The 12,882-nt window shown below is 75.3% G+C and carries 11 protein-coding genes; 5 read left to right on the top strand and 6 right to left on the bottom strand.

The annotated features are described in order from the left end of the window. Window positions 1-13: 13 nt before the first annotated feature. The 3 genes from K7G61_RS14030 (at window position 14) to K7G61_RS14020 (ending at window position 3,116) form a co-directional block, all read left to right on the top strand. A complete protein-coding gene (locus tag K7G61_RS14030) occupies window positions 14-2,071 on the top strand; it encodes a translation factor GTPase family protein (RefSeq protein ID WP_225847121.1) in 2,058 nt (685 codons plus the stop codon). A gap of 79 nt (window positions 2,072-2,150) precedes the next feature. Then, on the top strand, window positions 2,151-2,525 hold the full coding sequence (locus tag K7G61_RS14025) for a DUF427 domain-containing protein (RefSeq protein WP_225847120.1): 375 nt from the start codon (window positions 2,151-2,153) through the stop codon (window positions 2,523-2,525). Between the two features lie 33 nt (window positions 2,526-2,558). Further along, window positions 2,559-3,116 (top strand): sugar O-acetyltransferase, encoded by a 558-nt coding sequence (locus K7G61_RS14020; protein WP_225847119.1) that lies wholly within the window; start codon window positions 2,559-2,561, stop codon window positions 3,114-3,116. A 112-nt stretch (window positions 3,117-3,228) separates the two neighbouring features. Here the strand turns inward: K7G61_RS14020 and K7G61_RS14015 are convergent, their stop codons facing one another. Next, window positions 3,229-4,029, bottom strand: coding sequence for an SDR family NAD(P)-dependent oxidoreductase (locus tag K7G61_RS14015; protein ID WP_225847118.1), 801 nt, complete (start codon window positions 4,027-4,029; stop codon window positions 3,229-3,231). An 88-nt stretch (window positions 4,030-4,117) separates the two neighbouring features. On the opposite strand from K7G61_RS14015, the gene K7G61_RS14010 reads away from it, so the two are divergent. Then, window positions 4,118-4,969: a helix-turn-helix transcriptional regulator gene (locus tag K7G61_RS14010; RefSeq protein ID WP_225847117.1), complete on the top strand. Its 852-nt coding sequence runs from the start codon at window positions 4,118-4,120 to the stop codon at window positions 4,967-4,969. Between the two features lie 323 nt (window positions 4,970-5,292). On the opposite strand, the gene K7G61_RS14005 is transcribed toward K7G61_RS14010, so the two are convergent. The 4 genes from K7G61_RS14005 to K7G61_RS13990 form a co-directional block, all read right to left on the bottom strand. Then, window positions 5,293-6,594: a benzoate/H(+) symporter BenE family transporter gene (locus K7G61_RS14005; protein WP_225847116.1), complete on the bottom strand. Its 1,302-nt coding sequence runs from the start codon at window positions 6,592-6,594 to the stop codon at window positions 5,293-5,295. A gap of 195 nt (window positions 6,595-6,789) precedes the next feature. Beyond that, window positions 6,790-7,281 carry a hypothetical protein gene (locus K7G61_RS14000; protein WP_225847115.1) on the bottom strand — a complete coding sequence of 164 codons (492 nt, stop codon included), beginning with the start codon at window positions 7,279-7,281 and terminating at the stop codon, window positions 6,790-6,792. Between the two features lie 208 nt (window positions 7,282-7,489). Next, the gene (locus K7G61_RS13995) at window positions 7,490-9,541 is read right to left on the bottom strand and encodes a DNRLRE domain-containing protein (protein WP_225847114.1); all 2,052 of its coding nucleotides are present in this window, start codon (window positions 9,539-9,541) and stop codon (window positions 7,490-7,492) included. A 240-nt stretch (window positions 9,542-9,781) separates the two neighbouring features. Continuing rightward, window positions 9,782-10,177, bottom strand: a complete 396-nt coding sequence (locus K7G61_RS13990) for a RidA family protein (RefSeq protein ID WP_225847113.1) — start codon at window positions 10,175-10,177, stop codon at window positions 9,782-9,784. A 344-nt stretch (window positions 10,178-10,521) separates the two neighbouring features. On the opposite strand from K7G61_RS13990, the gene K7G61_RS13985 reads away from it, so the two are divergent. Continuing rightward, on the top strand, window positions 10,522-11,649 hold the full coding sequence (locus K7G61_RS13985; protein ID WP_225847112.1) for a P1 family peptidase: 1,128 nt from the start codon (window positions 10,522-10,524) through the stop codon (window positions 11,647-11,649). Here K7G61_RS13985 and K7G61_RS13980 read toward each other — a convergent pair. Next, window positions 11,646-12,839, bottom strand: coding sequence for a glycosyltransferase (locus K7G61_RS13980; protein ID WP_263984342.1), 1,194 nt, complete (start codon window positions 12,837-12,839; stop codon window positions 11,646-11,648). The genes K7G61_RS13985 and K7G61_RS13980 overlap by 4 nt on opposite strands. Between the last annotated feature and the right edge of the window lie 43 nt (window positions 12,840-12,882).

Below are 12,882 nucleotides of genomic sequence, written 5' to 3'. Positions count from 1 at the left end.
GACATGACACTTCGTGCACACGCTCAACCTCGGAATCCTGGCGCATGTCGACGCCGGTAAGACCAGCCTGACGGAGCGGCTGCTCCACGCCGCCGGAGTCATCGACGAGATCGGCAGTGTCGACGACGGCAGTACCCGCACCGACTCCCTGGCGCTGGAGCGGCGGCGTGGGATCACCATCAAGTCCGCCGTCGTGTCGTTCGCCGTCGACGGCGTCACCGTGAACCTCGTCGACACCCCCGGCCACCCCGACTTCATCGCCGAGGTGGAACGCGTCCTCGGCGTGCTCGACGGCGCCGTGCTCGTGGTCTCGGCCGTCGAAGGGGTGCAGCCGCAGACCAGGGTGCTGATGCGGACCCTGCGCCGGCTGCGGATCCCCACCCTCGTCTTCGTCAACAAGATCGACCGGCACGGCGCCGACCCCGCCCGCACCCTGCGCGACATCGCCGGCCGGCTCGCCCGCGACGTGGTGCCGATGGCCGCGGCCGTCGCCCCCGGCACCCGCGCGGCCCGGTCCGTACCCCACACGGCAGCCGACCCCGCACACGTGTCGCGCCTGACCGAGGTGCTCGCCGAGCACGACGACGCCCTGCTGGCCGCCTACGTCGCCGACGGCCCGCCGGTCCCGTACGAACGGCTGCGCGCCGCGCTCGCCGAGCGCACCGCGCAGGCACTCGTGCACCCCGTCTACGTCGGCTCGGCCATCACCGGCGCGGGAGTGGACGCGCTGGTCGCGGGGGTACGCGAGCTGCTCCCGGCGCGGGCCCCGGACGCCGGGGGACCGGTCCGCGGAACCGTGTTCAAGATCGAGCGCGGGCCGGCGGGGGAGAAGATCGCCTACGCCCGGATCGCCTCCGGCACCGTACGCACCCGCGACCGGCTGCCCCTGCACCGCGACGGCGAGGCAGCGGGCGAGGGCAAGGTCACGGCGATCAGCGTGTTCGACCACGGCACCGACGTACGCCGGGACGCGGCCGCCGCCGGGCGCATCGCCAGGCTGTGGGGGCTGGGCGACGTCCGCGTCGGCGACGTACTGGGCCACGCCCCGGCGGGGCAGGACACCCGGCGGCACTTCGCCCCGCCGACCCTGGAGACGGTCGTCACCGCCCGGCACTCCCGCGACCGCGGCGCCCTGCACGCCGCGCTCGTCCAGCTCGCCGAGCAGGACCCGCTGATCAACCTCCGGCGGGACCCGGTGCGCCGCGAGATCGCCGTGTCGCTCTACGGCGAGGTGCAAAAGGAGGTCCTCCAGGCCACCCTCGCCGAGGAGTACGGGGTGGACGTGGTCTTCCGCGGGACGACCACCCTCCACATCGAGCGGCCGGCCGGCACCGGCTCGGCACTTGAGGTCAAGGAGAAGGACGGCAACCCGTTCCTCGCCACCATCGGGCTGCGGGTCGAACCCGCGCCCGCCGGCAGCGGGGTGGCCTTCCGGCGCGAGGTCGAACTGGGCGCCCTGCCGTTCGCCTTCTTCGCGGCCGTCGAGGAGACCGTCCGGCAGACCCTCGCCCAGGGACTGCACGGCTGGCAGGTCACCGACTGCGCGGTCACCATGACCCACTCCGGCTACAACCCGCGGCAGAGCCACGCCCACGCGGTGTTCGACAAGAGCATGTCCAGCACCGCCGGCGACTTCCGCGCACTGACCCCACTGGTGCTGATGACGGCGCTGCGCCGGGCCGGCACCGCGGTGTACGAGCCGATGCACCGCTTCCGGCTGGAGCTGCCGGGCGACGCGCTCGGCGCGGTGCTGCCGGCCCTGTCCCGGCTGCGGGCCGTGCCGCGCACGCAGGCGGCGCACGGCGTCGCGCGGGGCGCGGCGGACGGTGTGGCGGAGGGCGGGGCCGCCGCGTATCCCGCCTCGTACGTCGTGGAGGGCGACATCCCGGCGGCCCGCGTGCACGACCTGGAGCTGCGGCTGCCCACGCTCACCCGGGGCGAGGGGGCGCTGGAGAGCGCCTTCGACCGCTACGAGGCGGTACGCGGACCGGTGCCCGAGCGGCCCCGCACCGACCACAACCCGCTGGACCGCAAGGAATATCTGCTGCGCGTGCAGAGGTTGCGCAGTTGAGAGGGCCGTTCGAGACGGCCGCTCGACATGCTCGACATTGGCTGATGTCCGCAGACAGGCGCACCCGAGGGAGAACGCCGTGACACGTCCCGTACTCAAGCCGGGCCCCGACCACCCGATCACCGTGCGGCCCACCGCCTCCCGGCTCGTGGTGCGGGCCGGCGGCAAGGTGATCGCAGACACCTCCCGCGCCCTGACCCTGCAGGAGGCCGACTATCCCGCCGTGCAGTACATCCCGCTGGAGGACGTCGAGCCCGGCGCCCTGCGCCGCACCGACAGCGCCACGTACTGCCCCTACAAGGGTGACGCCTCGTACTACACCCTGGTCACCGCGGACGGCGAGGTGCCCGACGCGGTGTGGACCTACGAGCGGCCCTACGAGCCGGTCGCCGAAATCGCCGGGCATGTCGCCTTCTACCCCCAGCACGTCGAACTCAGCGTGCAGGACGCCTGATCGGCCCGCCGGCCGGCCCGTCACACTTGTCCCATGGGTGAGAACAAGAGGCGGATGCTGGCCGGCGAGTGGTACGTGGCGGACGACGAGGAACTGGCGCGGGAGACGGCCCGCAGGGCGGAGCTGTGCCAGGCGTACAACACGGCGGACGCCCTCGACCACGCGGCGCGGCGCGAGGCGCTCGAAGAACTGATCGGCGAGCTGGGCGAGGACGTGCGGATCAGGCCGCCGTTCCGGTGCGACTACGGGAGCCGCATCGCCATCGGCGCCCGTACCTTCGTCAACTTCGGCGCGGTGTTCCTCGACGCCGCGCCGATCACCATCGGCGAGGACGTCCAGATCGGCCCCAACGTCCAGCTCCTCACGCCCACGCACGAACTGGACACCGAACGCCGTCGGGCGGGGTGGGAGAAGGCGCTGCCCATCACGATAGGCGACAACGTCTGGCTGGGCGGCGGGGTGATCGTCTGCCCCGGGGTGACCATCGGTGAGAACACGGTCGTCGGCGCCGGCGCGGTGGTCACCAAGGACCTGCCGCCGGGGGTGCTCGCGGTCGGCAACCCGGCCCGGGTGGTCCGGAAGCTGGACTGAGCCGTCCCAGGGGCACGCCCGCGCGGCCCGCGCGGCCCGTGACCCCGCCGTGTCGGGCGCCCGCCCGGACCGTGACCCCGCCGCGTCGGGCCCGGGGCCCCGGGGCCGGCCGTCAGGCCCGCGCGCCGCCGTCCACGGGCAGGACCGCGCCGGTCACGAAGGAGGCGCGGTCGCTGAGCAGCCAGGCCGCGGCCTGGGCGATCTCCTCCGGGTCCGCGGCGCGGCGCAGCGGGGTCCGCTCCCTGAGCCGCTGGAGCAGGCCGGGCGACCGGGCCTCCCAGGTGCGGATCATCTCGGTCAGCGTGCCGCCCGGGGCGATCGCGTTGACCCGGATGCCCTCCGGGCCGTAGGTGACGGCGGCCGACTCCGTGAGGCTGTTGACCGCCCGTTTCATGGCGCCGTAGGCGGGCAGCTCGGGGTTGCCCCGCAGACTGCCGACGGACGAGTTGTTGACGATCGCCCCCGTTCCGGCGGTGGCCCGGATCGCCGCGACCTCGGCGGCCATGGCCAGCCACGTGCCTTTGAGGTTCACGGCGTAGACGCGGTCGAAGTCCTCCTCCCGCACCTGGTCCAGCGGGCCGGGCGGTACGAAGGCGGCGCCGTTGTTGAAGGCGGCGTCGAGCCGGCCGTACAGCTCCACGGCGCGGTCCACGGCGGCGCGTACGGCGGCCCTGTCGGCCAGGTCGCACACGACGTGGTCGGCGGTGCCCCCGGCCGCGCGCACCTCCTCGGTCACCGCTTCCAGCTGGGCCCTTGTCCTGGCCGCGAGCAGCACCCGGGCGCCCTCCCGGGCGAACAGCCGGGCCGCCGCGGCGCCGATCCCGCGGCCGGCGCCGGTGATGAGGACGGCCTTGCCGGCCAGCAGGGCCGAGGCCGCGGGGGCGGACGTGTCGGTAGTGGGTGTGATGTCCATACGGCCGAGCCTTGGCGCTGCCGCGGACCCGTTCCAGGCACCGGCGGTACCTGGATCCGCCCCGCAGCACCCGCGCACACTGGGGGACGTGGACCGACGAGAACTGGCCGACTTCCTGCGCTCCAGGCGCGAGCGGATCACCCCTGCCGACGTGGGTCTGCCGGCCGGGCCGCGCCGCCGCACCCCCGGGCTGCGGCGCGAGGAGGCGGCCCAGCTCGCGTACATCTCGACCGAGTACTACACGCGGCTGGAGCAGGCCCGCGGCCCGCGCCCGTCCCGTGAGGTGCTGGCCGGGCTGGCCCGGGCGCTGCGTCTGTCCGACGCCGAGCGCGACCACCTCCACCACCTGGCCGGAGTGCCGCCCGGCCCGCCGCCCGGACCCCCGCGCGAGGTGCGGCAGAGCATCCTCGACCTGCTGCGCCGGCTGCCGCTGGCCGCCGCCACGGTGACGTCCGCGACGCTTGAGGTCATCGCGTGGAACGACCTCGCGGCCGCCCTCATGGAGGACTTCTCCGCCGTGCCGCGCCGCGACCGCAACCTCGTGCGCCGGCTCTTCCTCGGCCCCCACCCGCAGGGACGGCGGCTGTACGGGGTGTCCGACGCGGACGAGTTCGGCCGCATGGCCACCCAGCACCTGCGCGCGGCGGCCGCGCGCTACCCCGACGATCCCGAGACGACCCGACTGGTCGCCGAACTCCTCGACGGCAGCCCGGAGTTCGCCCGGCTGTGGAAGTCCCACGACGTGGGCGCGGACCCCGCCCTGCGCAAGACCTTCCGGCACCCGCTGGTCGGCCCCGTCACCGTCGACTGCGACGTCCTGTCGATCACCGGCCGGGACCAGCAGGTCGTCATCTACACCGCGGCGCCCGGCTCGCCGTCGGAGGACGCGCTGCGCCTGCTGTCGGTCGTCGGCACGCAGCGCATGGGCGTGCCCGGCTGACCGGGCCGGGGCTTTCGCGGTGCCGAGACGGCGGCTGACCGGGCGGGGCGGGTCGGCCGGGCGGTCGGGTCGGCCGGTCGTGTCGGCCGGGCGGGCTGGGGGTCGGGCTGCCGGTCGGGTCGGCCGGGCGGGTCCGACCGGGCGCGCGGTCAGGTCGGCCCGGAGGGTCGGCGGCCGGTGTGGGTGCCGTCCGAGCCGCGGGCGCGAGCCGGGTGGCGGGGTCCTCGTGCGGGGGCTGCTCGGTGGGCCGGTCCAGCGGCCGCGCCCGGGCGGGTGCCCGCCCTGTCCCGGCGGGTGCGCGCCCGCCCCGGAACCGTCCGCCGCTACGGTCGCCGCGCCCGCCAGTGCCGCACCGCGTACAGCGCGCCGCCCGCCGCCAGTCCCCAGAAGGCGCCGCTCACGCCGAGGAACGTCACGCCGGAGACCGTCACCACCAAGGTGACCACGGCCGCCTCGCGCCGGTCCGCGTCGGCCATCGCGGCCTGCAACGAGTTGCCGAGCGCGCCCAGCAGCGCCAGGCCGGCGACCGCCTCGATCACGTTCGGCGGTGAGGCGTTGACGAACGCCACCGCGGCAGCCGCGCCCAGGCCCAGCAGTATGTACATCGCGCCGGCCACCGCCGACGCCCGGTACCGCCCGCCGCGGTCGGGGCCGGCCTCCTCGCCCGCGCACAGCGCCGCCGTTATGGCCGCCAGATTGACGGCGTGGCCGCCCAGCGGCGCCGCGAGCAGTGTGAAGGCGCCGGTCCAGCCGAACAGCGGGCCGGGCGCCGGCTCGTAGCCGTTGACGTTCAGCACCGCGATGCCCGGGATGTTCTGGGAGGCCATGGTGACCACGTACAGCGGCAGCGCGATGCCTATCAGCGCCGGCACCGTGAAGTGCGGTGCCACCGGCACGGGATGCGGCCACATCGGGCCCAGGGAGTCCGCGGCGATGTGGGTCGTCGTGGCGATCAGCACGACGGCGACGACGACCGCGGCCGGCACCGCGTACAGCTTGCGCACACTGCCGACCGCGGCCCAGGCCACCACGACCGCGAGGCCGATGGCCGGATCGGACTTCACCGCGTGCGCCGGAGCCAGGCACAGCGGCAGCAGGATGCCCGCGAGCATCGCGTTGGCCAACGGCTTGGGGATCGCGGAGACCCAGCGGCCCAGCGGCTTCCACAGGCCCGACACGACCATGAGCACCCCGGCGACCAGGAACGCGCCGACCGCCGCCGCGAACCCGCCGCCGGGCCTGGCCGACCCGGCCAGCAGCGCCGCTCCCGGCGTGGACCAGGCCGTACTGATGGGCATCCCGGAGCGCAGGCTCAGGAAGATCGCGCACGTGCCCATGGCGAGGCACAACGCCATCAGCCCCGACGCGGCCTGCTCGCGCGACGCCCCGACCCTGGTCAGTCCCTCCAGCACGACGGCGAAGGAACTGGCGAACCCGACGAAGGCGGCCACGACCCCGGCGGTGGCGGCATGGAAGAAGCCGCCCCGAGAGATCCCGGGCCCCGCCGCCCGCGCCGCTACCGACTCCTGGCCCGCCCCCGGTACCGGGGGCTGTCCCGCCCCGCCGCCCGGTCGTCCGTCCGCCGTGACGTCGTGCGCGCCGCCGTCCGCTGTGGTGCCGCTCAACCCGCCCTCCTCGCCTCGCGCCCCCGGGCGGATGATCGCACACCCGCCCGGCGCCGCCTGCCGCCGCCTCGACGACGCCGGCGTCGTGGACGATCCTGGCGAAGGGCGGTTCCGCCCGGGACCCCCGCATCCCGCGCGGGGAACGAGCCGCCTCCCGGCCGCCGGCCGCCCGGACCCGCGACGTCGGCGCGGTCCTCAGCCGAGCAGGTACCGGTACGCCGGGCAGAGGTACGTGATGGCGTCCCGGGCGCCGGGTATCTCGCCGTCCTTGACGGCCTGCCGGGCCGCCCGCGCGTCCTCCTGCGCCGTGTTGGCGATCCGGTCGCAGGCGTCCTGGCCGTTCTGCAGGACCGCCGCGGGATCCATCCCCTCGGGCACCTTCCCGACCAGGTAGTCCTTCTGGCGCTCCGTGAACGTCCCCGTGGCCGGCGTCAGCCGCGCCCTGGGTACGGTGGCCTGCGCCCGGCCGCCCCCGGCGGCGGGTGCGACCGTCTCGGCGGTGCCGTCCGGCCCCACGCCCGGCGCCGAGGAGGCCGGGGGTTCCGCGCTCCCGGAAGTGGACACCGCCGCGGGCGCGCGGTGCCCGGCCGTACGCCCACCGCCATTGCCCCGGCCGCCGTCATCGCCGCCGTCCTTACCGCCCCCGCCGCTGCCGCACCCCGCGACCAGCACCACGGCGGCCAGCACGGCCGCCGCGACCGCGAGACCCCGGGCCGTCCGGACCCGAGCCCGCGCAGCGCCCCGCCGTCCTCGGCCATGCGCCTCGGCGGTGCGGTCCGCCTTCGCCTGCGCGCCCGCCCGGGGCCGCCGCCCAGAGCCGCGAGCCGCCTCCGCCCGCGGCCCGGCGGCACGGCCCGGGCGCCCCGCGACTGTCGTCGTCCTCATGACCGGCCCCTCACGCCCGGCCGAAGGTCAGCGTCAACTGCGGGTGCCCCGAGGTGCCGGGCGCGTTCCGCGACCAGAACCAGGCGGAGTCGGTTCCCGGCGAGGTCAGCGCGAGGTCGAGTGTCCCGCCCAGGCGCGCCTGGACCGCCGACGTGGTCAGCGCGGCCGAGTAGTCGGTCTGCAGCACGGACGGCGCGGTGATCGACCCCAGCACCTCCGTGTCCAGAGCGGGCTTGTCCGCCCACGTCACCCCCGTCTCGCTCCAGGCTCCGGTGACCGCCTGCACATGCAGGGTGTCGGTGGACCCCGCTACCGGGTCGGAACTGGTGCGCACGGTCAGCTGGGCGCTCTTGAGCACCATCCCGCTGGGCGCTGTCGGCAGGGCGAACCGCAGATAGGTCTCGTACGCCGAACTGCCGCGCACCGCGAGCTGCTGGTCCGCTCCGTAGTTCGCCGACGCGGCCGAGGCGTTGACGTAGCTGTCCGCCGAGTCGGTCACGGTCACGGTCGCGGAGGTCGGCGTGCCCGGCGTGGTCACGCTCGCCACGGCCGACTTCGCGCTGGTGTTGCCGACCGAGTCCGCGGCAGTCACCTGGTAGGCGTACGTCGTACCGGAATCCGCCGTCGTGTCGGTGAACGACAGCGTCGGCCGCAGCCAGAACTTCGAGTCGCCCGTCACCGTGCCGACCGGGTTGCCGTCGCGGTAGACCCGGTACGTCAGCGCCGAGTCGTCCAGGTCCAGGCTCGCCTGCCAGCTCACCTTCACCCCGCCCGTGACAGCGGCGGCGGCCGTGCTCTGCGGCACCGAGGGCGCCCGGGTGTCCGGTGTGCTCGCGAAGCGGACCAGGCCCTGCTGCGGACGGTTGCCGTTGCTGGCTATCCGGGTGAACTCCCCGCCCACCCACAGGTAGTCCACCCCGCCGGCGGAGGCGAAGGCCAGCGCGCGCGGCCCGATCCGCTCGGTGCCGACCGGCCCGTCGTCGGTGTCGGGGAACCAGCCCAGCAGCGGCTTGGGGTCGTCCACCGACTCGGCGAGCAGGTGCTGACGGTCGTTCATCTGCGGGAACTGCCCCATGCTGGAGCAGTCGTGGGCGTGCGAGGCGCTGTAGAGCACCCCTTTGTAGACCTCGACCGACTGAGTGGCACCCAGGCAGGTGTCCCGCCACCGCTGCTTCAGGGTGGCGAAGTCGACCGCGATACGGCCGTCGAACACCCCGCCGCCGGTGCCCTCGTTCGCGGTGTAGAACCCGGTGGGGTCCTCCGTCAGGTGCTGAACGGTCGACGTGGCCTGGATGAAACCGGGATACGTCCTGATGTTCGCGCCGGTCTTCGCGTCCACCACCGCCAGGGCGTGCGAAGCGGCCCCGTTGACCGTGTCGAAGTCGCCGCCGATGACGACTTCGGTGCCGCTCGGGCTCACCACCACGGCCTTGCCCGCCTTGTCGGCGTTGGCGGTGAACGGCTGGAGGGCGCCGGTCGTGCTCACGGCCGCGAAGTGCGCCCGGGCCTTCCCGGCCACCGTGGTGAAGTTGCCGCCGAAGTACACCGTGCCGGCGGTCGCCGTGATTCCCCGGACCTGGGCGGACACCGCGACCTTGAAGCCCGCCTTGACCGTGCAGCCCGGGAGGCTGATCGCCGCGATGTTGCTGACCGCCACCCCGTTCACCGCGCCGAAGGTCCCGCCCGCGTACAGCGTCGACTTGTCCGGGGACACCGCGAGGGCGCGCACCGTGGCGGTACCCGTGCCGACCGTGAAGGACAGCTTGCACGAGGTGGGTGCTCCCGTGGCGGCGTTGAACGCCTGGAAGTTCAGTGCCTTCTGCTCGCTCGTGCCCGCCGCGGCCCCCGGCGGGCGGACCGTGGAGAACGTGCCGCCCGCGTACACGACACCGTCGGCCTGGGCCAGCGCCCACACCACGCCGTTCGTCTGCCAGGTCGGCAGGTCGTCCGCCGTCATCGCCACCGGCGGGGTCAGCGCGCTCGCCGGGCGCGCCGCCGTGAACCCGATCAGCGACGCCGCCGCCAGCGACACCGCGGCGGCGACCGCACCTGTTCTGCGCATGAGCCCCCCTGCCCCTCGCCCGTCCGAACGCCTGTTGTCCGGTCCTCCCCATGGCGACGGCCCGATGACCGTGCCGTACCGCCACATTAGCCCTTGCGGCCGAGGCCGCGTCAGCCCGCCTGTGGACAACCGGAAACCGCCTGGTCACCCACAGCCACCCGGCCGAGGCGCCGTCGGCGGGATACGGGCCGAGGGCGCCGAGCCGCCCCAACCCGCCCCGCGGCGACGGGCGGCGGGGCCTCACACCACGGCGGTGACCTCGACCTCCAGCAGCGCGCCCGGGACGAACAGGCGGGAGACCTCCACTGTCGTGCTCGTCGGCGGTGTGTCCCCGAACCGATTCCGCCGCGCCTGCCCGTACTCCGCGAGCCGCGACATGTCCGTCAGGTAGGTGCGGACGTTCACGACGTCGCCGAAGCCGGCACCGTGGGCCGCGAGAATGGTGCCGATGGTGTCCATCACATACGCGGTCTGGGCGGCCATGTCCCCCTCGCCGACGAGTTCGCCGTCCGCGTCCACCGCCACCTGCCCCGACAGGACGAGCATCGTCCGCTCCCCGAGGTCGATCCTGGCCACATGCGAATAGCGCCCCGGCGGCGGCGCGGGAACCCCCGCGGGATTGTCGAAGACCACCATGGTTCTGCCTCCTTGTTTCCCGGGCCCCGGCGCGAGGGGACCCCGGGCGCCGGGACGGCGTGGCCGCGCGCCGGAACGGCGTCGCCGCGGGCCTCAGGCTAGGAGCGGAGACGATCATTCCACCAGCGAATGTCCCGCATGCGTGGCATGCGGGACGCGCATGCGCGTGCCTCAGCCGCCGCGGCCCGGGTTCCGCGGCCGGCCCGAGCGGGTGATCCTGAAGGGGAAGTGACACAGCGGCGGCCGACGGAGGGCGGAGGGGCGATGGAGGCGTACGACTCACCCGAGGCGGTGGCGCGGACCGGCGGGCCCGGCCGCCGTCCCGCCGCGGCGCGCGGGTGCCCGTGAGCACCCCCGCGACGGGGCCGCGCGACGCCCTCACCGATGTCCGCGGGCTGCGGGTCGGCCACGCCCAGCGGACCGGCGGCGGCTGGCTGACCGGCGTCACCGTGGTTCTGGCCCCGGAGGGAGGCGTGGTCACGGCCGTGGACGTACGCGGCGGCGGCCCCGGCACCCGCGAGACCGACGCGCTCGACCCGCGGAACCTGGTGCAGCGGATCGAGGCCGTCGTCCTCACCGGCGGCAGCGCCTTCGGCCTCGACAGCGCCTCCGGGGTGGCCGAGTGGCTGGAGGAGCGGGGGCGCGGCTTCCCTGTCGGCCCCGGACGGGTGGTGCCGGTGGTGCCCGCGGCAGTGCTGTTCGATCTCGGCCGGGGCGGCGAGTGGTCGGCCCGGCCCGACCGCGGTATGGGCCGGGCGGCGGTCGAGGCCGCGGCCGCCGGTGAGCCGGGCGCCCCCGTGGCGCAGGGCTGCGTCGGCGCCGGTACGGGGGCGGTGGCCGGCGGACTCAAGGGCGGGGTCGGCACGGCCGCGGTGCGGCTGGCCTCCGGCACGACGGTGGCGGCCCTGGCGGTGGTCAACGCGGTGGGCTCGGTCGTGGATCCGGACACCGGCGCGCTGTGGGGCGCCCGCCGGGCATGGGCCGCGGAACTCGGCGTCGACGGTGCCCCCTTGCCCGCCGACACCGTCGCCCGCGCGCGGGAGCGGCTGTCCGCCGCGCAGCCGCCACCCTTCGGCACCACCCTCGCCGTGGTCGCCACCGACGCCGAGCTCACCCGCGCCCAGGCGCACAGGCTCGCCGGCGCCGGCCACGACGGGCTGGCCCGTGCCGTCCGCCCGGTCCACCTGCTCTCCGACGGCGACACCGTCTTCGCCATGGCGACCGGCGACCGGCCGCTCGTCCCCGCGGACCGGCCGCCACCGGCCGGCCCCGTGTTCGGCGCGCAAGCGGCGGCCGGCGCGCTCGACGGGATCCTGGCGGCGGGCGCGGACGCGCTCACCCGGGCCGTGGTCCGCGCGGTCCTGTCGGCACGGGGCGTCTCGGGACCGGGCGGAACCTTCCCCTCCTACCGGGAGCTCTACGGGCTCCAGGAGGGCGCGGAAGGCCGGGAGAGCGCCGACGGCCAGGGCTAGAGCGGCTCGGGGAGGGCGGCCAGGGGGAGGCCGGAGTGGACGCGTTCGATCAGTGATCCGTACGCGGCGATCATGCGCGTGCGGCTGAAGCGTTCGCGGGCGGTCTCCAGCAGCGGACGCAGCCGCGCGGCGCTCCCGGCGGCCTCGGCCCAGGCGGCGGCGATGTCGTCGGGGTCGGCCGCGGTGACGAAGCCGCGGCCGGCCACGAGGGCCGCGCTGTCGCCGACGTCCGTGGTCACCGGCACCGCTGCGCACATCATGCCCTCGATCAGGCACAGCGGCGCGGCCTCGCCCGAGTCCGAGGTGAGGGAGACCACGTCGGCGGCCGCGTACACGGCCTCCATGTCGGACCGCACGCCGAGGAGGGCGACGCGCTCGGCGAGCCACGGCTGGTCGCCGAACGCCGCCGTGATGTCCGCGCGCAGGTCGGCGTTGGCGGGTGTCATCCCGGCCCCGCACATCAGGACGTGGGCGCCGGGGTCGCGCCGGAGGTACGCGCGGGCCGAGCGCAGCAGGAGCGGGACGTTCTTCATGGCGGCGTAGCGCGCGGCGAAGACCACGACCGGAGCGCCGGCCGGAATGCCGAGCCGCGCCCGGACCAGGGCGCGCGCGACCGGGTCGGGGCGAAAGCGCAGCAGGTCCACGCCGTTGGGGATGACGTGCAGCAGGTCCTCGGGCACGCCCGCGGCCGCGTAGGCCGCACGGGTGGACTCCGCGCAGCACACGCACGCCCTGACCCGGCCCGCGGCGATCCCGGCGAGCATGGCGTCCAGCGCCGCGCCCTGGTTCAGCGGGTCGGACCGGTGCAGGCACACCACCACCGGCCGGTACGGCAGCCCCGCCTGGTTCAGCAGCGCCAGCGGTTGCTCCTTGAGCGACAGGATCACGTCGGCCCGGGCCGCCGCCCGGGCCGTCGCCGCCACCTCGGCGGCGGTGAAGCCGTCGCAAGTCCCCGCGCCCAGCCCCCGCCGCAGCGCGGAGACCGGCACCCCGGCGCCGGTCAGCGACCGGTAACAGGCGTCGTCCTCCATCCGCTGCCGCGTCGCCTCACGCAGTACGTCCCCCTGCACGCTCAGCACGGAATGCCGCTGAACACCGCCATGAAGGCCGAGCACGACATCGCTGTGCAGAATTCGGGCCCCACCGGAGAAGAAGCCTTCGTAGATCGACAGCACACGGAGTTCGCTCATGAACGCGCAACCCATCGGACGTCCCGCCGGGCGGGAATTGACG

This window comes from Streptomyces sp. HPF1205, assembly GCF_020400825.1.
Taxonomy (GTDB): domain Bacteria; phylum Actinomycetota; class Actinomycetes; order Streptomycetales; family Streptomycetaceae; genus Actinacidiphila.
This window is presented reverse-complemented; position numbering and strand designations above follow the sequence as displayed.

Excerpts from the sequence above, each read along its gene's own strand:
- K7G61_RS14020 (WP_225847119.1), top strand. The coding sequence starts at position 2,559 with ATGGGTGAGAACAAGAGGCGGATGCTGGCCGGCGAGTGGTACGTGGCG.
- K7G61_RS14015 (WP_225847118.1), bottom strand. The coding sequence starts at position 4,029 with ATGGACATCACACCCACTACCGACACGTCCGCCCCCGCGGCCTCGGCC.
- K7G61_RS13995 (WP_225847114.1), bottom strand. The coding sequence starts at position 9,541 with ATGCGCAGAACAGGTGCGGTCGCCGCCGCGGTGTCGCTGGCGGCGGCG.
- K7G61_RS13990 (WP_225847113.1), bottom strand. The coding sequence starts at position 10,177 with ATGGTGGTCTTCGACAATCCCGCGGGGGTTCCCGCGCCGCCGCCGGGG.
- K7G61_RS13980 (WP_263984342.1), bottom strand. The coding sequence starts at position 12,839 with ATGAGCGAACTCCGTGTGCTGTCGATCTACGAAGGCTTCTTCTCCGGT.